This is a genomic window from Streptomyces specialis (assembly GCF_001493375.1).
GTDB classification, from domain to species: Bacteria; Actinomycetota; Actinomycetes; order Streptomycetales; family Streptomycetaceae; genus Streptomyces; species Streptomyces specialis.
Genome location: NZ_LN929896.1, coordinates 862,774 through 887,874, shown reverse-complemented (window position 1 = coordinate 887,874; position 25,101 = coordinate 862,774). Strand labels below are relative to the sequence as shown.

The window sequence follows — 25,101 nt, the reverse complement described above, 5'->3', positions numbered from 1 at the left end:
CACCCGACGTCTCCACTATCCTCTTCGTCGGCGGCGTCGGATGTCTATAAGAGACGGGTCGTCCTCCTCCCCGTCGCGCCGCTCGTCCTCGTCCGGGGACTCCTCGTCCCGTTCCTCGTCGCCGGTCGCCTCGGCGGTGCCGCCGGGCGCGGGCGGCAGGGCCGCGGAGCCGTCCGTTCCGCCGTCGGGGCCGGTGTCCTCACCGTTTCCGGCGTCCCCCTCGTCCCCCGAGGGCTCGGGCGATCCGCCCGCCCGGGGGTCCTCCTCGGGGTCGAGGTCGGGGACGAAGGCGGGCATCGCCACGTCGCCCACCTCGGCGACGGCCAGTCCGAGGACGGTCACGCCGAGCAGGGTCGCGGTGAGATAGCGCCGGCCGGTGCGGCGGACCAGGGCGTGCCGCTTCCCGCCGCCCTGCGCGGGGACGGGCTCCTCGTCGCCGGCGAGGTCGTAGGCGCCGATGGAGGCGGACTCGGGACCGTGCCCGCCGGCGGGCGCGTCGCCCACCGGCGCGGCGTACATGTCGGCGTCACCGTCGTCGTGGACGTAGCCGTCCAGGGGGTCGGCCTCGGGGTACGGATCCGGCGCGGGGTACGGGTCGGCGGCGTAATCGGCTGTGTAGGGGGCGGCGTAGGGCCCGGTGTGTCCGTCGTCCGTCACGAAGGGACGCGTGTCATAGGTGTCGTCGGGATATCCGGGCTGCCCGCCGGCCGGGGCGTAGGCGTGGTGGCCGTGGTGCCCCTCGCCGTAACCGCCGTAACCGCCGTAACTTCCGTGGCCCTCGTGGCCCTCGTGGCCCTCGTGGCCGTCGTCGCCGTGGTGGCCGTCGTACGCCGGCGGGTCGGCCGCGTGCCCGGTGTCGTCCGGCTCCCCGGCCGGGGCGACGGGCGCCGTCCAGGGCGCGGACGTGCCGCAACCCGGGCATACCAGCGCGCCGTTGAGGTGCCTCTGGCATGTTACGCAGTAGTGCATGGCTCCTCGTTCCACGGCGGCGGGCGGTTGTCGGGGGTGGCGAACACCTTAGTGGCGGCTCTCATTTGGTCATGCACTTGTCCAAAAAGGAGACCAGAGTCATACGGGCGCCGGGCTGTTCCGCCCTTCCCCGGCAGGCTGTCGTACCCGGCCACTACCCTTGGGGGCCATGTGCGGAAGGTATGCGGCGAGCCGGCGTCCGGAGGATCTGGTCGGGCTGTTCGACATCGAGCGGTGGGACCCCGCCGAGGCGCTGCCCGCCGACTGGAACGTGGCGCCGACCAAGGAGGTGTACGCCGTTCTCGACCGCCCGGTCAAGGACGAGGGGCCGACTCCTGTCCGCCAGCTCCGCGTCCTGCGCTGGGGCCTGGTGCCGTCGTGGGCGAAGTCGCCCGACGGAGGCGTCAAGATGATCAACGCCAGGGCGGAGACCGTCCATGAGAAGCCCGCGTACCGCCGCCCCTTCACCTCCCGCCGCTGCCTCCTGCCCGCCGACGGGTACTACGAGTGGGCCACGGGCGCCGGCGAGCGCGAGGAGGAGGTCAAGGGGAAGCGGAAGCGGCCCCGCAAGCAGCCGTACTTCGTGACCCCCGCGGACGGCTCGGTGATGGCGCTCGCCGGGCTCTTCGAGTTCTGGCGCGACAGCACCCTCCCCGACGACCACCCCCGGGCCTGGTGGTCCACGTGCACGGTGATCACCACCGAGGCCGAGACCGACCCGCTTCCCGGCCTCGGCGCCCGGGAGGAGGACGGTCACGGTCCGCGCTCGCTCGCCGACATCCACCCCCGGATGCCGCTGGCCCTGCCGCCCGAGCGCTGGGACGCCTGGCTGGACCCGGCCCGCTCCGACCCCGGGGAGATACGCGAGCTGCTGGCGCCGCCGCCCCCCGGCCGGTTCCGGGCGTACCCGGTGCCCCTCGCCGTGAGCAACGTGCGGAACAACGGGCCCGAGCTGGTCACGGAGCTGCCCGCGCCCGAGGAGGAGACCCTCTTCTAGGCTCCCGGGCCCCGGGCACGGGACGCGGGGGAATGCGGCGGCCGGCGCGGATGTTGTCACGGGCGATACGCACTCGTAGAGGGAGAACCGCCCCGATGGCTTCCATCGCATGCCCCCCGCGCCCCGCAGGTCCAGTCGTCCGCCGGGCGGCGGCCGAGGTGGACTGGGCGACGCTGCGGCTGGCCGCCGAGCGGTCGTCCCGACCGGCGGACGCGACCGGTCGTCGTCTATCCTCCGAAGCGGATGAGCCCATGCGCGGGCTCATGACGCTGGCGGAGGAGGTGGGTCCGGTCACCGGAACGGACGAGGGGACGCACGAGGAGACCGAAGCCGAGCGGAACGCGCGCTTCGAGCGCGACGCGCTGGGCTATCTGGACCAGATGTACTCGGCCGCCCTGCGGATGACGCGCAACCCCGCGGACGCCGAGGACCTGGTGCAGGAGACGTACGCGAAGGCGTACGGCTCGTTCCACCAGTTCCGCCAGGGCACCAACCTCAAGGCGTGGATGTACCGCATCCTCACCAACACCTTCATCAACTCCTACCGCAAGAAGCAGCGCGAGCCCCAGCGCAGCGCGGCCGAGGACATCGAGGACTGGCAGCTCGCCCGCGCCGAGTCGCACATGTCCACCGGGCTGCGGTCGGCCGAGTCGCAGGCCCTGGACCACCTGCCGGACTCCGACGTCAAGCAGGCCCTCCAGGCGATTCCCGAGGAGTTCCGGATCGCCGTCTATCTGGCGGACGTGGAGGGGGTTGCGTACAAGGAGATCGCGGACATCATGGGTACCCCGATCGGTACGGTGATGTCCCGGCTGCACCGCGGCCGTCGGCAGCTCCGCGACATGCTCGCGGACTACGCGCGCGAGCGCGGCCTCGTCCCGGCCGGGTCCCAGGAAGGCTCAGGATCATGAGTGACGGACAGTCGCACCACAAGGACTGCTCGGAGGTCCTGGACCGGCTGTACGAGTATCTGGACCGTGAGATGCCGGACGGTGACTGCGCGAAGTTCCAGGAGCACATCGACGAATGCTCTCCGTGCCTGGAGAAGTACGGGCTGGAGCAGTCGGTGAAGAAGCTCGTCAAGCGCTGCTGCGGCCACGACGACGTGCCGGCCGATCTGCGGGCCAAGGTGCTCGGGCGGATCGACCAGATCCGCGCGGGCGAGGCGCCGGACGCGGCGCCCGCCCCCGGGGCGCTCCCCGACTGCCCGGGAAGCGCCGGATACTCTGCCATCCATTCCACCGTTCAGTTCTTCCGTGCCCCGCGGCCCCCGCCGACCCCCCCCCTCCCCTCCGGCGGCAGCGTCAGATGGGTATACGCGACAGCCCCGGCCCCTCGCGCACCGACGTGCGAGGGGCCGCCGTTTTCCCGCTCTTCGGTCCGCTCCCGTATCGCGCGCGGGGTCGGGCTGTCCCATCCTGTGAAGCAGGTACCTGTCCGCCCATGGTTGGATGCGGTCCGGGACGGACAGGAGAAGTGTGAAGTGCACGCTACGAAGCGGGAATCAGGCAGGGCATCGTGAGGATCTTCGGCAGGGTCCGCCAGCGGCCTTCCACGGACTGGCGGCTGGCCACCAACCGGGCGTTCACCCTCATCGACGACGGCCGCTACGACGACGCGGACGCGCTCCTGACGCGCGCCGCCGACCTGGAGCCGTGGCTGTCGGAGTCCTGGTTCAACCTGGCGCTGCTGCACAAGTTCCGGCACGACTGGGAGCTGGCGCGCTCGGCCGGGCTGCGGGCCGTGGCCCTGCTGGAGAAGGACACCAACGCCCCCGACTGGTGGAACGTCGGGATCGCGGCGACCGCCCTCCAGGACTGGCCGCTGGCCCGCCGCGCCTGGCAGGCGTACGGGCTGCCGGTCCCCGGCGGCCCCTCGGGCACCGACGAGCCGCTCGGGATGGACCTGGGCGGCGCCGCCGTCCGGCTCTCCCCGGAGGGCGAGGCGGAGGTCGTGTGGGGGCGGCGGCTGGATCCGGCCAGGATCGAGGTGCAGAACATTCCGCTGCCCTCCTCCGGGCGGCGCTGGGGCGAGGTCGTGCTGCACGACGGCGTCCCGCGCGGCGAGCGCACGACGATGAGCGGCGGCGTCGCCTCCGTCTACCCGGTCTTCGACGAGATCGAGCTGTGGGCGCCCTCGGCCGTCCCGACGTGGGTGGTGCTGATCGAGGCCGCCACGGAGTCCGACCGGGACGCGCTGGAGCGGCTCGCGGCCGACGCGGGGTACGCGGCGGAGGACTGGTCGTCCTCCGTGCGGCTGCTGTGCCGGTCGTGCTCGGAGAGCCGGATGCCCAGCGAGGAGGGCGACGGCATGGCGTCGCACGATCCGCACGACCACAGCGCCCCGGGCGCGCCGGGACCGCTCGGGCACACGGGCGCGGCGGCGGCCGGGATGTGGTCGCCGGAGCGTGAGTGCGGCTTGGCCGCTCCCGCGTCCCTGGTGCGCGGCCTGCTGGACGGCTGGGTCGCGGACAGCCCGGACACCCGGGATTGGCGGGATCTGGAGGAGGTCTGCTGACGGCCGGGCCGGTGCCGTTCCGGCCGGCCGTAAGCTGGAGGGATCACCGCGGAGCTTCACCGAAAGGCGTACGGGCCGACCATGGCGCAGCAAGAGACCGATGAGCGGATCAGCGACGAGTTCATCGACGACACCCAGGACTGTGCGGAGCGGGAGCAGGCGCACCGCGAGCGCGGCACGGCCCGGCCGATCACCGTGGTGGGGCATCCGCTGCTGCACAAGGAGTGCCAGGACGTCACGGAGTTCGACGAGGGTCTCGCGGCGCTGATCGACGACATGTTCGCCAGCCAGCGCGCCGCCGAGGGCGTGGGCCTGGCCGCGAACCAGATCGGCGTGGACCTGAAGGTCTTCGTCTACGACTGCCCGGACGACGACGGCGTGCGGCATGTCGGGGTCGTCTGCAACCCGGTCCTGGAGGAGCTTCCGGCCGAGGCCCGGGTGCTGGACGACAACAACGAGGGCTGCCTGTCCGTCCCCACCGCCTACTGGGAGCTGCCGCGCCCTGACTACGCGGTGGTGCGCGGCCAGGACCCGACCGGCAAGCCCATCTCGGTGCGCGGCACGGGCTACTTCGCCCGCTGCCTCCAGCACGAGACGGACCACCTCTACGGCCGCCTGTACATCGACCGCCTCTCCAAGCGGGACCGGAAGAAGGCGCTCCAGATGATGGCCGAGGGCACGCCGCGCTACGAAACGGTTCCCAACGCGTAGGTGACGCGCGGGAGAAGAGCGGCGGGACGTCCCGGGGCGGAGCCCCTGGCGTCCCGCTCGCGCGGTTGACGCGCGTTGACCGATGGGTCACGCTCGGAGTCATCTCCCTCTCACCCATGGAGGCGGCATGTACAGACGCGCGGTACGCGTGCTGCTCACAATTGTCATGGTCGCGTCAGCAGCGCTGGCCGGCACGGTCACCACCGCCGGGACGGCGCACGCCGACAGTTGCTACACCTGGACCCGCACCCTCAGCCAGGGCATGCAGGGCGAGGACGTGCGCCAGCTCCAGATCCGGGTCTCCGGCTACCCCGGCTACGGCAACGTGCTCACGATCGACGGCGCCTACGGCCCGGCCACGGCGGCGGCCGTCCAGCGGTTCCAGTCGGCGTACGGGCTCGCCGCCGACGGCGTCGCGGGCCCGCAGACGTTCGACAAGCTCTACGCCCTCCAGGACGGCGACTGCACGCCGATCCACTTCTCCTACGCGGAGATGAACCGCTGCAACTCCGACTGGTCGGGCGGCGCGGTCAGCGCCTCGCAGGCGCGGGCGAACGCCCTGGTCACCATGTGGAAGCTGGAGGCGCTGCGGCACGCGCTGGGCGACGTGCCGATCACCACCAGCAGCGGCTTCCGGTCGTACGCCTGCAACAGCGCGGCCGGCGGCTCCTCCACCAGCCGCCATCTGTACGGCGACGCCGTCGATCTGGTCGGCAGCCCGTCGCTGTGCACGCTGGCCCAGCGGGCGCGCTACCACGGCTTCCGCGAGATCCTCGGCCCCGGCTACTCGGGCCACAACGACCACACGCACCTGGCGCACAAGTCCTCGCAGACCTGGTCCGCCCCGACCTGCGGCGTCTGACCGCGCACCCGGCCGGGGTCCGCCCCCGCCGTCGCGAGCCGGCGGCGGGGGCGGACCGTCGCACGCGGGCTCAGAAGTCGTCGTCGAACGAGACGCTGCCCTCGACCGCGACCTGATAGGCGGAGGCGCGGCGTTCGAAGAAGTTCGTCAGCTCCTGCACGTTCTGCAACTCCATGAAGGAGAACGGGTTCTCCGAGCCGAACACCGGCTTCAGGCCGAGCCGGGCCAGCCGCTGGTCGGCCACGCACTCCAGATAGGCGCGCATCGACTCGGTGTTCATCCCGGGCAGTCCCTCGCCGCACAGGTCATGGGCGAACTGGAGCTCGGCCTCGACCGCCTCGCGCAGCATCGCGGTGACCTCCCGCTCCAACTCGTCGTCGAACAGGCCGGGTTCCTCGCGGCGGACGGTGTCCACCACGGAGAACGCGAAGTCCATGTGCATGGACTCGTCCCGGAACACCCAGTTGGTGCCGGTGGCCAGCCCGTGCAGCAGCCCGCGCGAGCGGAACCAGTACACGTAGGCGAAGGCTCCGTAGAAGAACAGGCCCTCGATGCAGGCGGCGAAGCAGATCAGGTTGAGCAGGAAACGCCGCCGCTCCGCCGCCGTCTCCAGCCGGGTGATCTTCTCCACCGAGTCCATCCAGCGGAAGCAGAACCTGGCCTTCTCCCGGATGGACGGAATGTTCTCCACGGCGGCGAAGGCCGCCGCCCGCTCGTCCGGGTCCGGGAGGTAGGTGTCGAGCAGCGTCAGGTAGAACTGGACGTGCACCGCCTCCTCGAAGAGCTGCCGCGACAGGTACAGCCGCGCCTCGGGGGAGTTGATGTGCTTGTACAGCGTCAGGACCAGGTTGTTGGCGACGATCGAGTCACCGGTCGCGAAGAACGCCACCAGGCGGCCGATCATGTGCCGCTCGCCCGGGGAGAGCTTCGCCAGGTCGGCGACGTCCGAGTGGAGATCGACCTCCTCCACCGTCCAGGTGTTCTTGATGGCGTCCCGGTACCGGTCGTAGAACTCGGGGTACCGCATCGGGCGCAGCGTCAGCTCGAAGCCGGGGTCGAGCAGGTTCCTGGCCGTCGACGCGGGAGTCGACGCGGCGGTTGTCGAAGGGGCTGTCGCGGGGGTTGTCACTGGCACGCCTCGCAGGACTCGGGGTTCTCCAGGGAGCAGGCCACGGCGGCCTCCTCCGGAACGGGCGCCGCGACCCGGGCGGACCGCGCGATCCGCGTCGCGGGGCGGGAGCGCAGGTAGTACGTCGTCTTCAGCCCGCGCTTCCAGGCGTAGGCGTACATCGAGCTGAGCTTGCCGATGGTGGGCGCGGCCATGAACAGGTTGAGCGACTGGCTCTGGTCCAGGTACGGGGTGCGGGCGGCGGCCATGTCGATCAGGGCGCGCTGCGGCAGCTCCCACGCCGTGCGGTACAACGCCCGTACGTCGTCGGGCAGTCCGGGCAGCCCGTCGACCGAGCCGTTCGCCTCGCGCAGCGCCTCGCGGGTCGCGGCGTCCCAGCGGCCGAGCCGCTTCAGCTCCGCCACCAGGTAGGTGTTGACCTGGAGGAACTCCCCGCTCAGCGTCTCGCGCTTGAACAGGTTCGACACCTGCGGCTCGACGCACTCGTAGACCCCGGCGATCGAGGCGATGGTGGCGGTCGGGGCGATGGCGAGCAGCAGCGCGTTGCGCAGGCCGGTGCGGGCGACGCGGGCGCGCAGGGCGAGCCAGCGCGCGGACCAGGCGGGTTCGGCGTCGGGGTAGTGGTCGGGGTGGAGCACGCCCCGCGCGGTGCGGGTGTCGTCCCAGGCGGGGAGCGGGCCGTGCCGCTCGGCGAGGTCGGCGGAGGTCTCGTAGGCGACGAGCATGATCCGCTCGGCGATGCGGGTGGACAGCTCGCGGGCCTCGGGGGAGTCGAACGGCAGCCGGAGCCGGAAGAAGACGTCCTGGAGGCCCATCACGCCCAGACCGACCGGCCGCCAGCGGGAGTTGGAGGCGGCGGCCTGCCCGGTCGGGTAGTAGTTGATGTCCACGACGCGGTCGAGGAACGTGACGGCGGTGCGGACGGTGGCGTCCAGCCGGTCCCAGTCCATCGCGTCGTCGGCGCCGAGGTGCGCGGCGAGGTTGACCGAGCCGAGGTTGCACACGGCGGTCTCGCCGTCGTCGGTGACCTCCAGGATCTCGGTGCAGAGGTTCGAGGAGTGCACGACCGAGCCGGGCCGGGCGGTCTGGTTGGCGGTGCGGTTGGCCGCGTCCTTGAACGTCATCCAGCCGTTGCCGGTCTGCGCCAGGGTCCGCATCATCCGGGCGTACAACTGCCGAGCGGGCACGGTCCGCAGGGCCAGCCCCTGGGCCTCGGCCCGGCGGTAGGCCGTGTCGAAGTCGTCGCCCCACAGGTCCACCAGCGCGGGCACGTCCACCGGGGAGAACAGCGACCAGTCGGCGTCCGCCTCGACCCGGCGCATGAACTCGTCGGGGATCCAGTGCGCGATGTTCAGGTTGTGGGTGCGGCGGGCCTCCTCCCCGGTGTTGTCCCGCAGTTCGAGGAACTCCTCGATGTCCGCGTGCCAGGTCTCCAGGTAGACGCAGGCCGCGCCCTTGCGCCGGCCGCCCTGGTTGACCGCGGCGACCGAGGAGTCGAGGGTGCGCAGGAACGGGACGATGCCGTTGGACGTGCCGTTGGTGCCGCGGATCAGCGAGCCCCGGGCCCTGATCCGCGACCAGGACAGGCCGATCCCGCCGGCGTGCTTCGACAGCCGGGCGATCTGGTGGTACCGCTCGTAGATCGAGTCCAGCTCGTCGTGGGGGGAGTCCAGCAGGTAGCAGGAGGACATCTGCGGGTGGCGCGTCCCGGAGTTGAACAGGGTGGGGGAGGACGGCAGGTAGGCCAGCGAGCTGATCAGCCGGTAGAACGCGGCGACTTCGGCGAGCGCCGGCTCGTCGTCGCCGGCGGCCAGCCCGCAGGCGACCCGGAGCAGGAAGTGCTGCGGGGTCTCGATGACCTTGCGGGTGACCGGGTGCCGCAGCACGTAGCGGGACTCGACGGTGCGCAGCCCGAAGTACTCGAACCGGTCGTCGGCGCCGTCCGCGATCGCCTCGGCCACCAGGGCGTCGAGCCGGTCCGCGTGCCGGGCGGCGAACGCCGCGGTGCGGTCGGCGATCAGCCCCTCGCGGTGACCGACCGCGACGGAGGCGGAGAACGACACCGCGCCCTGCCCGGCGGCCTCCTCGCGGATGGCGAGGGTCAGCAGCCGGGCCGCGAGCCGTGAGTACGCCGGGTCCTCCGCGATGAGCCCGGCGGCGGCCTCGATGGCCAGGGCCCGCGTCGCGGTCTCCCCGGAGCCGGGCTGGAGCCCCCGCGCGACGGCCCGGGCCACCCGGCCGGGGTCGGCGGCGGGAAGGTCGGCGGTCAACTCGGCCAGCGTGCGCGACAACGCGGCTGTGGCCGGCTCCACGGGTGCGACGGGTGCGATGGTCACTCGGTCTCTCCCTCGGTTCGCGGTGGCCGCACGGGCGGCGGCGGTGGGGAGCGCGCGAGGGCATGCGAGGGCATGCCGGAACCGCCGCTGTGGCACAGCAAAGGCTTCGTCGCGCGTCGTCCACCGGCCCGACCCGCGAGGCCCGGACTTGTCCCGTGCCGCCCGCGGCGGGCCGGACACACGGCGGGCAGCGCGGAACAACCCGCCGCGCACCGGTGGGGAACCGTCAGGACGTGCGCCGGATCCCCTGGGGCGACAGCGAGTTGAGCATACATCTTGTGCTGGCGGATGCGAGAGCCCCTATATGTTGTGCCGTTGGTCTCGTCGGGGTGCAAGGTCAGGTGCAAGGTCAACTGCGAACGCGTGAAGGGGGTCCCCCGGAAGGTGCTCCCAGTCGCGCTCCGGCGCCCTGACGAACCCCAGCCGCCCGTACAGCCGGTGTGCCGTGTGCATCTGCGACGCACTGGAAATGACCACGCGGCGCAGCCCCCGCGCCCGCGCGCGTCGCAGGCACTCGCGCACCAGCGCCTCGCCCACCCCCCGGCCGCGTGCCCCGGGCGACACGGCCAGCATCCGGAACTCGGCCTCGCCCTCCCCGGCGAGGTGCGCCAACTCCCCGCCGTCGCCCACAAAGGTGACCGACCCGAGCGGCACCCGCCCGGCCGCGGCGACCGCCACCAGCAGCTCGGCGTGGACCGCGCGCCGCGCGGCGTCCCGCAGCTCCGTCAGATACGGGTCGGCCTCCCCGAACGTGAGCAGCCCGTCCGCGAGAAAGGCCCGGGCGGTCAACTCGCCCACCGCCCCGTACTCCTCCGGGCGGGCGTCCCTGATCACGATGTCCATGCACGCAGTGTCACCGACGGCACTGACACTCCCAAGGGTTCACCTCAGCGGTCCGCGCGCAGCACGAAGAAGCCGGCCTCCTCGGCGACGACCGTGTACCGGGCCTCCGGGTAGAGCCCCTGGGCGTAGTCGACCATCGACGCGGGGGTCTGGTGCGCGTCGTAGTAGGCGATGTACCGCGGCGGCCCGTCGTCGCCCTGCCCGATCCAGAACACCCGGCAGCGTCCGGTGAGCCGGGAGATCGGCCGGACGTTGGCCGCGACCTCGGCGCCGTCCGGCACCGCCGCCAGCACCCGTTCGCCCGCCTCGGCGGCCGGTCCCGCCCGGTAGGTGGCGGCGTGGGTCAGGGTGGCCACCGGCAGCGCCGTGCTCAGCGCCAGCGCGGCGGTCACCGCCATGGCGGGCGCGGGGGGGGCGGAGGCGCGCAGCCAGGGCCGCGAGGAATGCCGGCCCCGGTGGACGGCGTCGGCCAGCGCCAGGGCGGCGACGGGCATCAGGACGGCGCTGTAGTGCCAGTCGGTGCCCCAGTAGTGCGGCTCCTGCGAGACGAACCGCCACGCGAGGGTCGGCGCCGCGACGAGCAGCAGGGGCGAACGCAGCGCCAGCAGCCCGGTGGTGGGCACCAGCACCCACAGCAGGGTGCGGAACTTCTCCTCGCCGCCGGTCAGCACCTGATCGAGGGGCCCGCCGCCGTCCTCGCCGAGCTTGGTCCAGTAGTCGTACTCGCCCCCGGAGTTGAACGCCGGTATGACCACGCTGATGATCAGGCCGCAGGCGATCACGCAGAACGCGGCCACGCCCAGCGCGGCGGGCGCGACGCGGGCGTCCCGCCCGTGCCGGGCCCGGACGGCGACGACCACGGCGATGGCCGCGGCCGTCGCGCCCAGGTCCTCCTTGACCAGCAGCAGCGGCAACGCCCAGTTCAGGGCCGCGCGCCACCGTTCGCGCAGGATCGCCTCCAGCGCGAACGCGATCAGCGGGACGGCGAAACAGATCTCGTGGAAGTCGAAGTCCACCGCGCGCTGCACGCCCCACGACAGCCCGTACGCCACGCCGATCGCCGCGCCCCTGGCGCGGCCGAGGAGGTGGGCGGCGGCCCGGGTCACCGGGACGACGGCGAGGGCGAACAGCGCGGCCTGGGCCACCAGAAGCGTCACCGGGGTGGGGAACAGCCGGTAGAACGGGGCGATCAGCGCGGTGACCGGGCTGAAGTGGTCGCCCAGGATGGGGAATCCGGGCCCCTTGAGGTCGGCGACCGGGGTCTGGAGGTGGGCGTAGGAGCGGACGACCTGCTCGAAGATGCCCAGGTCCCAGGAGCGGTTGTCGAGGCGGTGGTAACGGGTCACCGACAGCGCCGTGTAGACGGCGAAGAAGGCCACGGCCAGCAGGGAGGGGTCGCGCCGGGCGCGGCGGGCGGCGGCCGTGGGCGGGGATATTCGCGCGGCCGGGGCGTCGGTCGCGGTCGGGGAGGTCATCGTCATCTGGGCACCGGGGGAGGAGGCGGTCACCGGACGGGGGCCGGGATCTCTGCTCGGAATACGCTCCAGACCCCGCCGCCGGTTGACAACCCCCGGGCGGAAATACCCTCGCCGACCGTCCCGTCACGCGCGGTGACGGCCGCGGGCGGTGGGGGCGCGGGCCCCCACCGCCCGGGTGCGGTCAGCAGCAGCCGCGGTGGTGGCCGCCGCGGGGATCGGCGTACCGCTCGTCCACGCGGCGGTGCTCGAACTCGCGGCGGCTGAGGACCCGCGCCGCCGGGTCCGCGCGGCGGGCCCGTTCCACGTAGCGGTCGTAGGCGTTCTCGCCGGTGAACTCGGTGACGTACCAGCGCAGCCAGGCGGCGGCCCGGCGCGGTGCGGTGGTCAGCTTCACTCCCGTACCTCCTGTGTCGGTGGCCCGGCGGGCGGCTCCTCGGGGATGCCGCCGCCGGGGCCGAGACCGGCCGCGGCGAGCGCGGCGCGTTCCTCCCGGGTGGGGACGAGCCCGGCCGGGGCGATCAGCCGCGACGGCGTGTACGGCGCCTCGCGCAGCGCCGTGGCCCCGGGGTTCCGTACCGCCTTGACGCATACCCGCAGGGCGTCGGCGAAGACCACCAGGACCAGCAGCGCGAGCGCGGCGGACAGGGCGGCGTCCACCGTGGCGTTGTTCACGATGGTCCGCATGTCGCCCATGTCCTGGGCGCCGGTGAGCAGTTCGCCCCGGTCGATGCCGTCCTGGTAGAGGTCGCGGCGGGCGAGGAAGCCGACGGCCGGGTCGCCGGAGAAGACCTTCTGCCAGCTCGCGGTGAGCGTCACCAGCGAGACCCAGGCCAGCGGCAGCAGCGTGACCCAGACGTGGCGCAGCCGGCCCGACTTCACCAGCAGGACCGTGCAGATGGCCAGGGCGACGGCGGCCAGGAGCTGGTTGGAGATGCCGAAGACGGGATAGAGCGTGTTGATCCCGCCGAGCGGGTCGTTGACGCCGATCCACAGCAGCGAGCCCCAGAGCGCCACCACGATGCCGCTGGTCAGCCACACCCCGGGCAGCCAGGCCGAGGAGCGCAGCCGGCCGAGCCGGGGGTGCACGCTGGCCAGCGCGTCCTGGAGGATGAACCGGCCGACCCGGGTGCCCGCGTCGATCGCGGTCAGGATGAACAGCGCCTCAAACATGATCGCGAAGTGATACCAGAAGCTCATCATGCTGTCGCCGCCGATGATGTCGGCGAGGATCCCGGCCAGCCCGAGGGCCAGGGTCGGCGCCCCGCCGGTCCGGGACAGCAGCGACTGCTCCTCCACCGACTCGGCGGCGGCGGTGAGTTGCTCCGGGGTGAGGGTGAACCCCCAGGACGAGACGGTCTCCGCCGCCGCCTGCACGCTGTCGCCGATGACGGCGGGCGGCGCGTTCATCGCGAAGTAGACGCCGGGGTCGAGCACACAGGCCGCCGTGATCGCCATCAGCGCGACCGAGGACTCCATCAGCATCGCGCCGTAGCCGATGGTCCGGATCTGGCTCTCCTTCTGGATCATCTTCGGGGTGGTGCCCGAGGAGATCAGCGAGTGGAAGCCGGAGACGGCGCCGCAGGCGATGGTGATGAAGACGAACGGGAAGAGCGAGCCGGCGAAGACCGGCCCCTCGCCGTTGCCCGCGAAGTCGGTGACGGCCTCCATCCGCAGGTCGGGCAGGGTGACCAGGATGGCCAGGGCCAGCAGCCCGATGGTGCCGATCTTCATGAACGTCGACAGGTAGTCGCGCGGCACCAGCAGCAGCCACACCGGCATCACCGAGGCCGCGAAGCCGTAGAGCATCAGCCAGATCACCAGGGTCCTGGGATCGAGGGTGAACGCGTCGGCCAGGCCCGACTCCGCGACCCAGCGGCCCCCGGCGATGGCCAGCAGCAGCAGCGCCACGCCGATGACGGTGACCTCCGCGACCCGGCCCGGCCGCAGATGGCGCAGGTAGAAGCCCATGAAGAGGGCGATGGGAACGGTCATGCCGACCGAGAACGCGCCCCAGGGCGACTCGGCCAGCGCGCTCACCACGACCAGGGCCAGCACCGCCAGCAGGATGATCATGATGACGAAGATGGCGATCACCGCGGCGGCGCCGCCGACCGGGCCGATCTCCTCGCGGGCGATCTGGCCCAGGCTCTTGCCGTCGCGCCGGGTGGAGAAGAAGAGCACCACCATGTCCTGGACGGCCCCGGCGAAGATCACACCGGTGACGATCCACAGGGTGCCGGGCAGATAGCCCATCTGCGCCGCGAGCACCGGCCCGACCAGCGGCCCGGCGCCCGAGATGCCGGCGAAGTGGTGGCCGAGCAGCACCCGCCGGTCGGTCGGGTGGTAGTCCAGCCCGTCGTCCAGCCGCTCCGCCGGGGTGGCCCGGGTGGCGTCGGTTCTCAGCACGCGGTGCGCGATGTAGCGCGAGTAGAAGCGGTACCCGATGGCGTACGAGCCGAGCGCCGCCGCGATCATCCAGGCGGCGGAGACGTCCTCGCCCCTGGAGAGCGCCAGCATGGCCCAGCCGATCGCGCCGACGACGGCGACGGTCGTCCACAGGGCGACGGACCGCGCGCGGGGCGCGCGGACGAGGTGTGGGGGTGGGGGTCGCACGGTTTCCTCCGGCCTGTCCTCCTTGACTGACAGAGCCGGAATCTAGGCCAGGAAGCGGCCCGGTGACCATGGGGCCCCGAGGGCTACCCCGCCGGCTTCTCCGGATGGCCCGGGTGCGGCCGTTCCAGGGTCGCCACGAACTTGTACCGATCGCCCCGGTAGACCGAGCGCACCCACTCCACCGGCTCGCCCCTGGTGTCCCGCGAGTGCCGGGAGAGCAGGAGCATCGGCAGGCCCACGTCCGTGCCGAGCAACCCGGCCTCGCGCGGGCTGGCCAGGGAGGTCTCGATGGTCTCCTCGGCGCGGGCGAGATGGACGTCGTACACCTCGGCCAGCGCCGTGTACAGCGAGGCGTACCGCGCCAGGCTGCGGCGCAGCGCGGGGAAGCGCTCCTGCGACAGATGGGTCGTCTCGATCGCCATCGGCTCGCCGCTGGCCAGGCGCAGCCGCTCGATGCGCAGTACCCGGCCGCCCTCCGGCAGGCCGAGCAGCCGGCTGAGCTGCTCGTCGGCGGTGACGTAGCCGATCTCCAGCAACTGCGAGGCCGGTTCCAGACCCTGGGCGCGCATGTCCTCGGTGTAGGAGGTCAGGTGCAGCGCCTGGGAGACCTTCGGCTTGGCGACGAACGTGCCCTTGCCCTGGATGCGTTCCAGCCGCCCCTCCACCACCAGCTCCTGAAGGGCCTGGCGGACCGTGGTCCGGGAGGTGTCGAACTCGGTGGCCAGCGTCCGCTCCGGCGGCACGGGCGTGCCGGGCGCGAGCGTCTCGGTCATCCGCAGCAGATGGCGCTTGAGCCGGTAGTACTTCGGGACGCGGGCGGTGCGGGTGCGGTCCGTCCCCTCCGGTCCCCGGCCGGCCGGACCGTTCGCCGGCGCTTCCCCCTCCGCGGCCATGTCCCGCCTTCCCGACTCGTTCGGGTCTCCCGTCACCGGCTCCTCCGAGATTTCGCGGCTCACATCGTGACACGGGCCCCGAGCGGTGGCGTCGCCGGACAGATGTCGGTCCGGTAACGGACCTGCCGCCCCTCCTCGTGGGCCCTTGACACCCCCGCTTGGTCTAGTCCAAGCTCCGCTGCAACTGGTCTACACCTCTTGTCCCGGGCCAGGAGCATACCGGCCGTCCCCGGGCCACCAGTGAGGGGTCCGGCCCTGTGAGGAGGGTGCAATGAAGCGCAAGCTGATCGCCGCCGTCGGCGCGGCGACCCTGACGGCCACCGTGGCGGCGTGCGGCTCCGGCGGCAGCGGCGGTGGCGGAGGCGGCTCCCACTCCCTCACCGTCTGGCTGATGGACGGCTCCGCCCCGCAGGCGTGGCTCGACGAGCTCAACGCCGCGTTCGAGGCCGAGCACGGCGTCGAGGTCACCGTCGAGATCCAGCAGTGGGACGGCATCCAGGACCGGATCACCACCGCCCTCTCCGAGGACGGCACCGTGGACGTGCTGGAGATCGGCAACACCCAGACCGTCGGCTACGCCAACACCGGCGGCCTCGCCGACCTCGGCGAGTTCGCCGACCAGCCCTGGGCGGAGAACATGCTCGCCTCCGCCGAGGTGGACGGCACGCTCTACGCCCTGCCCTGGTACGGCGCCAGCCGCGCCGTCGTCTACGACAAGAGCGTCTGGGCCGAGGCCGGCGCCGAGGTGCCCACCACCCGCGAGGAGTGGATCGAGGCCCTGGAGCTGATCGAGGAGAACACCGACGCCGAGCCCATCTACCTGCCGGGCCAGAGCTACTACGTGCTGGGCGGCTTCATCGCCGACGAGGGCGGCGCCTTCGCCGTCGAGAACGGCGACGAATGGGCCGGGGCCCTGGCCACGCCGGAGGGCGAGGCCGGGATGGACTTCTACCGCGAACTCCAGTCGTTCTCCGACTCGCCGACCGACAACGACGAGGCGTCCCCGCAGCAGTCCACCGACATCGTGCCCAACCAGGACGTCGCCTCCTGGATCGGCCTGGGCTGGGAGGCCAACGCCGCCGTCGCCGCCATCGAGGAGCGGGGCGGCGAGGCCGACTTCGGCTACTTCCCGATCCCCGGCAAGACCGCGGACGAACTCGGCCACGTCTTCCTCGGCGGCTCCAACCTCGCCGTGAACGAGCGGGCCGGCGACAAGGAACTGGCCACGGAGTGGCTGCGGATGGCCACCTCCCAGGAGTGGGCCCAGAAGTACGTGGACGCCGGCAACGACGGCGTGGTGCCCAACCGGACGGACGTCACCGCCGAGCCCGAGGCCGGCAGCTTCGCCGAGGCCATGGTCCGATCCGCCGACACCGGCTTCCTGCCGCCGCTCACCACCGGCTGGGCCAACGTCGAGACGCAGCCCAACCCCATCAAGGAACTGATGACCAAGGCCCTCAACGGCGACGACTACCGGTCCGCCGCCGAGGAGGCCGACGCGGAGATCACCACCCGCATCAACCGCGAATAGCCCGCCCCCGGGGGAGTGCCGCCGGACCACCGTCCGGCGGCATCCCCGTTTCCCCGCCGGAGGAGACCACCCCGCATGACCGTGCCCTTCGAGGAAGCCCCACCCCGGGTGCCCGGCCCGCCGGCCGTCGGCCCGCCGGGACGCCCGGCGCGGCGCGGACGGCCGGGCGGCTGGGTGCCGTACCTGCTGCTCGCCCCGGCGGTCGCGGCCCTGCTCGCGGTCCTGGGCTACGCGCTCGTCCGCAACGTCCTCATCTCCTTCCAGGAGTTCGGCCGCCGCCAGCTCATCTCCCGGACCACCGAGTGGACCGGCCTCGACAACTACCGCGCGGTGGTGGAGGACCAGCGGTTCTGGGACTCGGTCGCGCGGACCTTCGCCTTCATGGCCGTCAACGTGGTGCTGATCATGGTCCTCGGCACCCTCACCGGACTGCTGCTGGGCGCCCTCGGCCGCCCGATGCGGCTGCTGCTGTCCATCGCGCTGGTCGCCGCCTGGGCGATGCCCGTCATCGCCAGCACCACCGTCTTCCAGTGGCTGTTCGACACCCAGTTCGGCGTCGCCAACTGGGCGATGCGCGGCCTCGGTTTCTCCGGCTACGACCAGCACAACTGGTTCGCCAGCGGCACCTCCACGCTCGCCATCGTCACCGTGCTGATCGTCTGGGCCTCCGTGCCGTTCGTCGCCCTCAACCTCTACGCCGGCCTGACCACCGTCAGCGGCGAGATCTACGAGGCGGCCCGCGTGGACGGCGCGTCCTCCTGGCGGATCTTCTGGTCCGTCACCGCGCCGATCATGCGCCCGTTCTTCCTCATCACCACGTTCCTGGAGATCATCTGGGTCTTCAAGGCGTTCACCCAGATCTACGCCATGAACGGCGGCGGCCCGGACCGCGAGTCCGAGACCCTGCCCGTGATGGCCTACATGGAGGGCATGGGCCAGAACCAGTACGGCACGGCCGCCGCGATCTCCGTGCTGACCCTGGTCATCCTGCTGATCGCCATGTCCTTCTACTTCCGCCTGATCCTCAAGCAGGAGAAGGAGCAGGAGCGTTGATGAAGACTTCGACCGCGCGCAGGATCTGGCTCAACGGAACGGCGCTGCTGCTCTCCGCGGTGTTCCTCTTCCCCGTGTACTGGATGTTCTCCACCTCGTTCAAGGACAACTCCGAGGTGCTGACGAAGGATCCGGTCTTCCTCTTCACGCCCACCTTCGAGCACTACTCCACCGCCACCGGCGTGGACCTCTTCTGGACCTTCGTCGGCAACAGCCTGCTGGTGACCGTCGGCGCCGTCCTGCTGGCCCTCACCGTGGCGCTGGCCGCGAGCTACGCCCTGGCCCGGATGCGGTTCCGTGGCCGCCGCGGCATGGTCCTGGCCGTGATGATGGCCCAGATGGCGCCGTGGGAGATCCTCATCATCGTCGTGTACCTCAACGCCCGCGACGCCGAGGCCCTCAACAGCCTGGGCTTCCTCACCCTCGTCTACTTCGTGATGGCACTGCCGTTCACCATCTGGACGCTGCGCGGCTTCATCGCCGCCGTGCCCAGGGAACTGGAGGAGTCCGCGATGATCGACGGCTGCAACCGCGCCCAGGCGTTCCTCCGCGTCATCTTCCCGCTGCTCGCCCCCGGCCTGATGGCGACCTCGCTGTTCGGCTTCATCCTGGCGTGGAACGAGTACGCCATGGTCCTGGTGCTCAACAAGGCGCCGGACAAGGCCACGCTCCCGCTGTGGCTCACCCAGTTCCAGACGAACTTCGGCAACGACTGGGGCGCGACCATGGCGGCCTCCTCCATGTTCACCGTTCCGGTGCTCCTCGTCTTCCTCATCCTCCAGCGACGGGTCACCGGCGGCATCGCCGCGGGTGCCGTGAAGGGATAGCGCCCGCCCATGACGACCGCCGCGCACGCCTCCGACACCCTCACCCGGGACGCGCTCGCCGTCCTCCAGCCCACGTTCACCGGCACCACCACCGCCCCCGTCTGGCTGCTGCGGCAGTTGGAGAACGGCATGACCGGCGTCGGCCTGTTCGGCAGGAACGTCGTCTCGCCCGACCAGCTCGCCGGGCTCACCGCCCAGTTGCGCCAGGCCAACCCCGACGTGCTGATCGCGATCGACGAGGAGGGCGGCGACGTCACCCGGCTGGAGGTCCACGGCGGGTCCTCGTTCCCCGGCAACCACGCGCTGGGCAGCGTGGACGACCCGGAACTGACCCGCACGGTCGCCGCCGCGCTCGGCCGGCGGCTCGCGGCGGCCGGTGTCACCCTCAACTGGGCGCCCTCCGCCGACATCAACACCGACCCGCGCAACCCCGTCATCGGCGTCCGCTCCTTCGGCGACGACCCGGCGCTGGTCGCCCGCCACACCGTCGCCTACGTCGAGGGCCTCCAGAGCGCGGGCGTCGCCGCCTGCGTCAAGCACTTCCCCGGCCACGGCAACACCAGCGTCGACTCCCACCTGGCGCTGCCCCGCGTCGACGTCGACCTCGAAACCCTGCGCGCCCGCGAACTGGTGCCGTTCCGGGCCGCCGTCGCGGCCGGCGTCCGGTCCGTGATGAGCGCCCACATCCTGCTGCCCGCCCTCGACCCCGACCGCCCCGGCACCCTCAGCCCGGCCGTCCTCACCGGCCTGCTCCGCGCCCCCGAGAGCGCCGGGGGCCTCGGCTTCGAGGGGCTGATCTTCTCCGACGCCATCGAGATGCGGGCCATCTCCGGCCGCCACGGCCTGGACCACGGCTGCGTCCTGGCCGTCGCCGCCGGGGCCGACGCCATCTGCGTCGGCGGCACCCCCTCCGACGAGGCCGAGGTGCTGCGCCTGCGCGACGCCCTGGTCGCCGCCGTCCGCACGGGCCACCTGCCCGAGGAACGGCTGGGGGACGCCGCCGAACGCGTCCGCGCCCTGGCCCGCTGGACCGCCGGCTGTCCCTTTTACACCTCTGACTCTGCCGCCGAAGACGATCGTGTAGCTCTCGGCGGGCTCCGCGTCATTCAGGCACAAACGCCGTTCCCGCTGCCAGCCTGTGTCTACCTTACTACACTCACCCAACCGCCCGTACGAGCCGCTGACCGTCCCGCCCTACGTCGCCGTCCTCACGCCCGCCGCCAACAACGCGGCCGGCGCCGCCACCCCGTGGGGCCTCGCCGCCGAACTGGACGCCCTGCTGCCCGGCACCCGCACCGACACCTTCGGCCGGACCGACGCCGAACGCGTCGGCACCGGCGCGCTCACCGCCCGCCTGCTGGACACCGCCGGGGACCGCCCGCTGGTCGTCGTCGTCCGGGACGTCCACCGCCACCCCTGGATGGCGGACGCGCTCCGCGCGCTGCTGACCGCCCGCCCCGGCGCCACCGTCGTCGAGATGGGCGTGCCCCACGCCCCGCCCGCCGGCGGCCTGCACATCGCGACCCACGGCGCCGCGCGGGTCTGCGGCCGGGCCGCCGCCGAGGTCATCACCGGACAGCTCACCACCCAGCCCTGACCGGCCCCAGGAGGCACCGAACCATGTCCGCCACACGGCCGGGACACCTGATGTCCGGCGAGATGGCCGAGCAGCCCGCGGTGCTCCGCCGCCTGCTCACCGAGGGCGCGCCCCGCGTCCGCGAGGTCGCCGCGCGGATCGCGGCCAGGAACCCGCGCTTCGTCCTGCTCACCGCGCGGGGCACCTCGGACAACGCGGCCCTGTACGCCAAGTACCTGATCGAGATCCTGCTCGGCAAACCGTGCGGCCTGACGTCGATGTCCACCACCACGGCGTACGGCGCCACCCCCGACCTCACCGACTGCCTCGTCGTCGCGGTCAGCCAGTCCGGCGGCTCGCCCGATCTGGTCGCCTCCACCACGGCCGCCCGCCGGGCCGGGGCCATCACCCTGGCCGTGACCAACAACGCGGACTCGCCGCTCGCCCACACCGCCGAGTTCCACATCGACATCCTCGCCGGACCGGAACGCGCGCTGCCGGCCACCAAGACGTACACGGCCGAGCTGCTCGCCCTGAACCTCCTGGTCGAGGGCCTGCGCGGCGGTGACGGGGCGCCCGCCGCGCGGGCCCTGCCCGGTCTGGCCGAGGCCGTCCTCGCCCGCCAGGAGGAGATCGGGCGGCTCGCCGCCCGCTACCGGTTCGCCGGGCGGATGGTCCTCACCTCGCGCGGCTACGGCTACCCGACCGCCAAGGAGGCCGCGCTGAAGCTGATGGAGACCAGCTACATCCCGGCCCTGGCGTACTCCGGCGCCGACCTGCTGCACGGCCCGCTGGCCATGGTGGACAACGTCTCGCCGGTGATCGCCGTCGTCCCGCGCGGTCGCGGCGGCGAGGCGCTGCGGCCGGTGCTGGACCGGCTGCGGGACCGGGGGGCGGACCTGGTGGTGATCGGGCCGCGAGCCGAGGTGGCCGCCGCCTCCGCCGGGTTCGCGCTGCCCACCGACGGCGTGCCGGAGGAACTCCAGCCGATCCTGGAGATCATCCCGCTCCAGCTTCTCGCCCACGAGGTGACCATCGCGCGGGGCCAGGACCCGGACGCGCCACGGGCGCTGGCGAAGGTGACCGAGACCCGCTGAGCGGGCCGCTCGGGCGGCGGGGGCCGCGGAACGCGGAAGGCCCCGGAAGCACCCACGGGCCGCGGCGCCGGAGAGGGACCCTCAACCCTCTCGGCACCGCAGCCCGGAGCGATTTGCGGGCCCGGGACGCCGTCAGGGCAGAGAGCGTCTCGGGACCTCGCTCTGCTCTCCAGTGCGGGGAGAGCAGAAGTCCTGCGTGCGCACTCCATTGTGGACCCGCCCCGCGCGATGTGTCCATGCTCTGAACGCGGTTCCCGACGTATTTACCCCTACGTCATCGACTCTTGTAGTGCGGGACCGCTGCCCTTGGCCCCCGGTAAGCTCGCGGGTGTGCCCTCCATGAACGACCTCGTCCGCCAGCACACCGACCTCGGGGAGAGCGACCTCGAGTGGCTCCACCTCCTGGTCTCCGAGTGGCAGCTCCTGTCGGATCTCTCCTTCGCGGACCTGGTGCTCTGGCTGCCGACCTCCGACGGCACCCGCTATGTCTCGGTGGCGCAGATGCGGCCCAACACGGGCCCCACGTCGTACCAGGACGACATGGTGGGCCACCTCGTCCCGCGCGGCCGGCGCCCGCTGCTCGACGTCGCCCTCGACGAGGGCCGCATCGTGCGCGAGGGCGACCCGGAGTGGCGCGAGGAGGTGCCGGTCCGGGTGGAGTCCATCCCGGTCCGCCGCGAGGGCCGGGTGCTCGGCGTCATCGCCCGCAACACCAACCTGCTGACCGTGCGCACCCCCAGCCGTCTGGAGCTGACCTACCTCCAGAGCGCCGCCGACCTGGCGCAGATGATCGCCGGCGGCGCCTTCCCGTTCCCCGGCCAGCAGGTCGGGATGGACCGGGCGCCCCGGGTGGGCGACGGCTTCATCCGGCTCGACGCCGAGGGCGTGGTGCAGTACGCCAGCCCCAACGCCCTGTCCGCGTACCACCGGCTCGGGCTGGCGACCGACCTGGTGGGACTGCCGCTGGGCCCCACCACCGCCGACCTGGCCCCCACGCGCGGCCCGGTGGACGAGTCGCTGGTGAAGCTCGCCAGCGGTTACGCCCCCAGGGAGGCGGAGATCGAGGGCCAGGACTGCGTCATCCAGTTGCGCGCGATCCCGCTCAAGCCCCGGGGCGAGCGCATCGGTTCGCTGATCCTGCTCCGGGACGTCACCGAGCTGCGGCGCCGCGAGCGGGAGTTGATGACGAAGGACGCCACCATCCGGGAGATCCACCACCGGGTGAAGAACAACCTCCAGACCGTGGCCGCCCTGCTGCGCCTCCAGTCCCGCCGCATCGGCGCGACCGGGGACAGCCGGGCCAGGGCCGCGCTGGACGAGGCGGTCCGCCGGGTCGGCTCGATCGCCATCGTGCACGAGACGCTCTCGCAGAACCTGGACGAGCGCGTGGAGTTCGACGAGATCGCGGACCGGGTGATCGCCATGGTGGGCGAACTCTCCCCGGACGGCCGGGGCGTCGGGCGCCGCACCGGACGGTTCGGGATTCTCGACGCGGAGACCGCGACCCCGCTCTCCATGGTGCTGACGGAAGTTCTCCAGAACGCCTTGGAACACGCGTTCCCGGCGGGGGAGCGGGGCTCGATCGAGGTGGGCGCCCAGCGCCCGGAGAACCGGAAGGACCCGGACCGGCTGTTGGTCACCGTGCAGGACAACGGGCGCGGCCTGCCGGAGGGTTTCGACCCGCGCAGCGACGGCAATCTGGGGCTCCAGATCGTCCGGACGCTGGTGGAGGGCGAGTTGGGCGGCCGGTTCGACATGCTGGCGGCCGAGGACGGCGGCACCCGCGTGGTGATCGACCTGCCGCTGGAACAGCAGAAGAGCTGAGAGCGCCGGCCGTGCCCGGAAAGCGGTGAACCCCGTCCCGCGATGACAGGGTTCGCGGGACGGGGCTCATCGCTGAATCGCGATATGCACCGGGGGTGCTGCGCGTGCTACGGCTCGGGGCAGCAAATGGGGGTCAGGCGCTCGCCTTGCGCGCCCGGTTGCGAGCGGCGCGACGCTTCATGGCGCGGCGCTCGTCCTCGCTCATTCCGCCCCAGACACCGGAGTCCTGGCCGGACTCCAGGGCCCACTGCAGGCACTGCTCCATGACGGGGCAGCGGCGACAGACGGCCTTGGCTTCCTCGATCTGCAGCAGCGCAGGACCGGTGTTGCCGATGGGGAAGAAGAGCTCGGGGTCCTCCTCGCGGCAAACGGCGCTGTGACGCCAGTCCATGTCTGCTCCATCTCCTGCACGTTGCAGTTACATTGCTTGTGAATGTGAACGCTTTCACGAATCCCCCCACAAATACGAGCCGTTACTCAAGCGTCTTCAAAAGGAGACCCTCGCGCTGCGGACCCGCAGAGTGGAGAAGTGGATTCGGGCTCTCAAGGGGGCCGATGCTTCGGCCGTCCCGATCGCCATGAAGAGGTTCGCAAACCTCGGGCGTCGGCACAACCCCTTCCAGAAAGTTTTTTTTGAATCCTCGGTGTCGCCTAGCTCACAGCCCTACTTCCCTCGGGTGGAGACTGCGCTAAACGTTCGAGTGTAAGGACTTTTGGTCGTTCCGCTCACACAATCACACGCAGTGCACGGTGCACGCCTGTGAACGAGACGCTTGTGCGGACCCCCAGGTGGTCCCCGTCGAGCTGAAACGGGAGTGGCACCTGCGATCGCAAGGTGAAGTCCGATTCGTCGTGCAGCGACACCACATGCTTGCCGTGCGGCCCGCGCTCGGGTGACGAACGCAACAACTGCGTCCCGTACCGCGTCAGCGCGGCGGACGACAGGCGCGACAGCGCCAGCACGTCCAGCCCGGTGTCGAACGACGCCCGCGGCGCCGCGAAAACCGGGCGGTTGCCCAGGAACGTCCACGGAGCCGTGTTGCACACTATCGACAACGCGAGTCTCTCAACAGGGTCCTGGCCCGGTCGGATCAAAGAGATCGTGCCCTTGGTGCGCCGGGGATCCCCGAAGAACTGCCGCATCGCCTGCCGCAGATACAGAGAGTGCGTGGACCGTTTCCCGCGCTCGCGCTGGGATTCGACCCGGCCCACCACTCCCGCGTCGAAGCCGTACCCCGCGCAGAACGTGAACCAGCGGGCCGGCGCCTCCGCGTCCGCGGTACCCGGCGTCCCGGTGGCCAGGCCCAGGCCGATCGCCCGCTCGGAGCCGGCGTGCAGCGCGGACAGCAGCGCCCCGGTGGCCTCCACCGCGTGGTTGGGGTAACCGAGCGCGCGGGCGAAGACGTTGGTGGAGCCGCCCGGGACCACCGCCAGGCGCGGCAGGTCCCCGTCGTCGGGCCCGTGGTGGAGCAGCCCGTTGACCACCTCGTTCACCGTGCCGTCGCCGCCGAGGGCGATGACCACGTCCGCGGTCCCCTGCTCGGCGGCCTGCCGGGCCAGCTCCCTGGCGTGCCCCCGGTACTCCGTCTCCGCCACCTCCAGCTTCAGATCACTGGCGAGCGCGTGGGTGAGAACGTCACGGGTCCGCGCACTGGTGGTGGTGGCGACCGGGTTGACCACGAGGAGTGCGCGCATGAAAGGCAGAGTACCCAGGCCAGGGCGGGGGTGGCGCTCTCTTATCCACCTAGTACGCCGCCGACGCCGCCGGGTCGCCGCCCCCCGCGGGGGGGGGGGCGGTGGGCGGGGGGGCGCGGGGGGGGGGGCGGCGGGGGGGCGGGGGCGGGG

General features: G+C 72.1%; 20 protein-coding genes and 2 pseudogenes. 12 read left to right on the top strand and 10 right to left on the bottom strand.

Translation table 11 applies throughout. The features are described 5' to 3' along the window. Nucleotides 1-15: 15 nt before the first annotated feature. Entirely contained in the window at nucleotides 16-969 is a 954-nt protein-coding gene (locus BN2279_RS22165) for an SCO2400 family protein (protein WP_059012277.1), read from the bottom strand. A 169-nt stretch (nucleotides 970-1,138) separates the two neighbouring features. Here BN2279_RS22165 and BN2279_RS22160 point away from each other — a divergent pair, with 169 nt between their 5' ends. The 6 genes and pseudogenes from BN2279_RS22160 (at nucleotide 1,139) to BN2279_RS22135 (ending at nucleotide 6,056) form a co-directional block, all read left to right on the top strand. Then, nucleotides 1,139-1,966: an SOS response-associated peptidase gene (locus BN2279_RS22160; protein ID WP_059012275.1), complete on the top strand. Its 828-nt coding sequence runs from the start codon at nucleotides 1,139-1,141 to the stop codon at nucleotides 1,964-1,966. Nucleotides 1,967-2,247: 281 nt separating this feature from the next. Continuing rightward, nucleotides 2,248-2,877: a sigma-70 family RNA polymerase sigma factor gene (locus BN2279_RS22155; RefSeq protein WP_059012674.1), complete on the top strand. Its 630-nt coding sequence runs from the start codon at nucleotides 2,248-2,250 to the stop codon at nucleotides 2,875-2,877. Then, nucleotides 2,874-3,134 (top strand): annotated as a pseudogene (gene rsrA, locus BN2279_RS22150) (mycothiol system anti-sigma-R factor); the annotation flags it as partial. The gene BN2279_RS22155 and the pseudogene rsrA, both read left to right, overlap by 4 nt. Before the next feature lie 350 nt (nucleotides 3,135-3,484). After that, nucleotides 3,485-4,483 (top strand): tetratricopeptide repeat protein, encoded by a 999-nt coding sequence (locus BN2279_RS22145; protein ID WP_059012272.1) that lies wholly within the window; start codon nucleotides 3,485-3,487, stop codon nucleotides 4,481-4,483. Nucleotides 4,484-4,564: 81 nt separating this feature from the next. Continuing rightward, nucleotides 4,565-5,194 (top strand): peptide deformylase, encoded by a 630-nt coding sequence (gene def, locus BN2279_RS22140; RefSeq protein ID WP_059012270.1) that lies wholly within the window; start codon nucleotides 4,565-4,567, stop codon nucleotides 5,192-5,194. A 127-nt stretch (nucleotides 5,195-5,321) separates the two neighbouring features. Continuing rightward, a complete protein-coding gene (locus BN2279_RS22135; protein ID WP_079032383.1) occupies nucleotides 5,322-6,056 on the top strand; it encodes a D-Ala-D-Ala carboxypeptidase family metallohydrolase in 735 nt (244 codons plus the stop codon). 70 nt (nucleotides 6,057-6,126) lie between these two features. On the opposite strand, the gene BN2279_RS22130 is transcribed toward BN2279_RS22135, so the two are convergent. From BN2279_RS22130 to BN2279_RS22100, 7 genes are all read right to left on the bottom strand, one after another. Beyond that, on the bottom strand, nucleotides 6,127-7,185 hold the full coding sequence (locus tag BN2279_RS22130; protein ID WP_059012267.1) for a ribonucleotide-diphosphate reductase subunit beta: 1,059 nt from the start codon (nucleotides 7,183-7,185) through the stop codon (nucleotides 6,127-6,129). After that, nucleotides 7,182-9,521 carry a ribonucleoside-diphosphate reductase subunit alpha gene (locus BN2279_RS22125; protein WP_059012265.1) on the bottom strand — a complete coding sequence of 780 codons (2,340 nt, stop codon included), beginning with the start codon at nucleotides 9,519-9,521 and terminating at the stop codon, nucleotides 7,182-7,184. Before BN2279_RS22125 ends, BN2279_RS22130 begins: the two co-directional genes overlap by 4 nt. Before the next feature lie 300 nt (nucleotides 9,522-9,821). Further along, entirely contained in the window at nucleotides 9,822-10,364 is a 543-nt protein-coding gene (locus BN2279_RS22120; protein WP_059012262.1) for a GNAT family N-acetyltransferase, read from the bottom strand. A gap of 44 nt (nucleotides 10,365-10,408) precedes the next feature. Then, a complete protein-coding gene (locus tag BN2279_RS22115) occupies nucleotides 10,409-11,845 on the bottom strand; it encodes a DUF2079 domain-containing protein (protein ID WP_079032423.1) in 1,437 nt (478 codons plus the stop codon). A gap of 178 nt (nucleotides 11,846-12,023) precedes the next feature. Then, nucleotides 12,024-12,236 (bottom strand): YbdD/YjiX family protein, encoded by a 213-nt coding sequence (locus BN2279_RS22110; protein WP_079032382.1) that lies wholly within the window; start codon nucleotides 12,234-12,236, stop codon nucleotides 12,024-12,026. Beyond that, a complete protein-coding gene (locus BN2279_RS22105; RefSeq protein ID WP_199827779.1) occupies nucleotides 12,233-14,359 on the bottom strand; it encodes a carbon starvation CstA family protein in 2,127 nt (708 codons plus the stop codon). Before BN2279_RS22105 ends, BN2279_RS22110 begins: the two co-directional genes overlap by 4 nt. Before the next feature lie 179 nt (nucleotides 14,360-14,538). Next, nucleotides 14,539-15,348, bottom strand: coding sequence for a GntR family transcriptional regulator (locus tag BN2279_RS22100; protein ID WP_059012258.1), 810 nt, complete (start codon nucleotides 15,346-15,348; stop codon nucleotides 14,539-14,541). 271 nt (nucleotides 15,349-15,619) lie between these two features. On the opposite strand from BN2279_RS22100, the gene BN2279_RS22095 reads away from it, so the two are divergent. The 6 genes and pseudogenes from BN2279_RS22095 to BN2279_RS22070 all read left to right on the top strand — a co-directional run bounded on the left by BN2279_RS22095 (nucleotide 15,620) and on the right by BN2279_RS22070 (nucleotide 23,256). Beyond that, a complete protein-coding gene (locus BN2279_RS22095; RefSeq protein ID WP_059012255.1) occupies nucleotides 15,620-16,879 on the top strand; it encodes an extracellular solute-binding protein in 1,260 nt (419 codons plus the stop codon). Nucleotides 16,880-16,954: 75 nt separating this feature from the next. After that, on the top strand, nucleotides 16,955-17,932 hold the full coding sequence (locus BN2279_RS22090) for a carbohydrate ABC transporter permease (protein WP_059012253.1): 978 nt from the start codon (nucleotides 16,955-16,957) through the stop codon (nucleotides 17,930-17,932). Then, nucleotides 17,932-18,759: a carbohydrate ABC transporter permease gene (locus tag BN2279_RS22085; protein ID WP_059012251.1), complete on the top strand. Its 828-nt coding sequence runs from the start codon at nucleotides 17,932-17,934 to the stop codon at nucleotides 18,757-18,759. The genes BN2279_RS22090 and BN2279_RS22085 overlap by 1 nt, the downstream gene beginning before the upstream one ends. Nucleotides 18,760-18,768: 9 nt before the next feature. Next, a pseudogene (locus BN2279_RS22080) lies at nucleotides 18,769-20,356 on the top strand (glycoside hydrolase family 3 protein). 23 nt (nucleotides 20,357-20,379) lie between these two features. Then, a complete protein-coding gene (locus BN2279_RS22075) occupies nucleotides 20,380-21,432 on the top strand; it encodes an SIS domain-containing protein (protein WP_059012249.1) in 1,053 nt (350 codons plus the stop codon). A 339-nt stretch (nucleotides 21,433-21,771) separates the two neighbouring features. After that, nucleotides 21,772-23,256, top strand: a complete 1,485-nt coding sequence (locus BN2279_RS22070) for a sensor histidine kinase (protein ID WP_059012247.1) — start codon at nucleotides 21,772-21,774, stop codon at nucleotides 23,254-23,256. A 133-nt stretch (nucleotides 23,257-23,389) separates the two neighbouring features. Here BN2279_RS22070 and BN2279_RS22065 read toward each other — a convergent pair whose 3' ends face one another. After that, on the bottom strand, nucleotides 23,390-23,647 hold the full coding sequence (locus BN2279_RS22065; protein WP_059012246.1) for a WhiB family transcriptional regulator: 258 nt from the start codon (nucleotides 23,645-23,647) through the stop codon (nucleotides 23,390-23,392). 335 nt (nucleotides 23,648-23,982) lie between these two features. Then, nucleotides 23,983-24,951 (bottom strand): diacylglycerol/lipid kinase family protein, encoded by a 969-nt coding sequence (locus BN2279_RS22060; protein ID WP_059012244.1) that lies wholly within the window; start codon nucleotides 24,949-24,951, stop codon nucleotides 23,983-23,985. Nucleotides 24,952-25,101: the final 150 nt, after the last annotated feature.

Excerpts from the sequence above, each read along its gene's own strand:
- BN2279_RS22165 (WP_059012277.1), bottom strand. The coding sequence starts at position 969 with ATGCACTACTGCGTAACATGCCAGAGGCACCTCAACGGCGCGCTGGTA.
- BN2279_RS22075 (WP_059012249.1), top strand. The coding sequence starts at position 20,380 with ATGTCCGCCACACGGCCGGGACACCTGATGTCCGGCGAGATGGCCGAG.
- BN2279_RS22105 (WP_199827779.1), bottom strand. The coding sequence starts at position 14,359 with ATGCTGGCGCTCTCCAGGGGCGAGGACGTCTCCGCCGCCTGGATGATC.
- BN2279_RS22095 (WP_059012255.1), top strand. The coding sequence starts at position 15,620 with ATGAAGCGCAAGCTGATCGCCGCCGTCGGCGCGGCGACCCTGACGGCC.
- BN2279_RS22065 (WP_059012246.1), bottom strand. The coding sequence starts at position 23,647 with ATGGACTGGCGTCACAGCGCCGTTTGCCGCGAGGAGGACCCCGAGCTC.
- BN2279_RS22135 (WP_079032383.1), top strand. The coding sequence starts at position 5,322 with ATGTACAGACGCGCGGTACGCGTGCTGCTCACAATTGTCATGGTCGCG.
- BN2279_RS22160 (WP_059012275.1), top strand. The coding sequence starts at position 1,139 with ATGTGCGGAAGGTATGCGGCGAGCCGGCGTCCGGAGGATCTGGTCGGG.
- BN2279_RS22085 (WP_059012251.1), top strand. The coding sequence starts at position 17,932 with ATGAAGACTTCGACCGCGCGCAGGATCTGGCTCAACGGAACGGCGCTG.
- BN2279_RS22070 (WP_059012247.1), top strand. The coding sequence starts at position 21,772 with ATGAACGACCTCGTCCGCCAGCACACCGACCTCGGGGAGAGCGACCTC.
- def (WP_059012270.1), top strand. The coding sequence starts at position 4,565 with ATGGCGCAGCAAGAGACCGATGAGCGGATCAGCGACGAGTTCATCGAC.
- BN2279_RS22120 (WP_059012262.1), bottom strand. The coding sequence starts at position 10,364 with ATGGACATCGTGATCAGGGACGCCCGCCCGGAGGAGTACGGGGCGGTG.
- BN2279_RS22060 (WP_059012244.1), bottom strand. The coding sequence starts at position 24,951 with ATGCGCGCACTCCTCGTGGTCAACCCGGTCGCCACCACCACCAGTGCG.
- BN2279_RS22090 (WP_059012253.1), top strand. The coding sequence starts at position 16,955 with ATGACCGTGCCCTTCGAGGAAGCCCCACCCCGGGTGCCCGGCCCGCCG.
- BN2279_RS22115 (WP_079032423.1), bottom strand. The coding sequence starts at position 11,845 with ATGACGATGACCTCCCCGACCGCGACCGACGCCCCGGCCGCGCGAATA.
- BN2279_RS22100 (WP_059012258.1), bottom strand. The coding sequence starts at position 15,348 with ATGGCCGCGGAGGGGGAAGCGCCGGCGAACGGTCCGGCCGGCCGGGGA.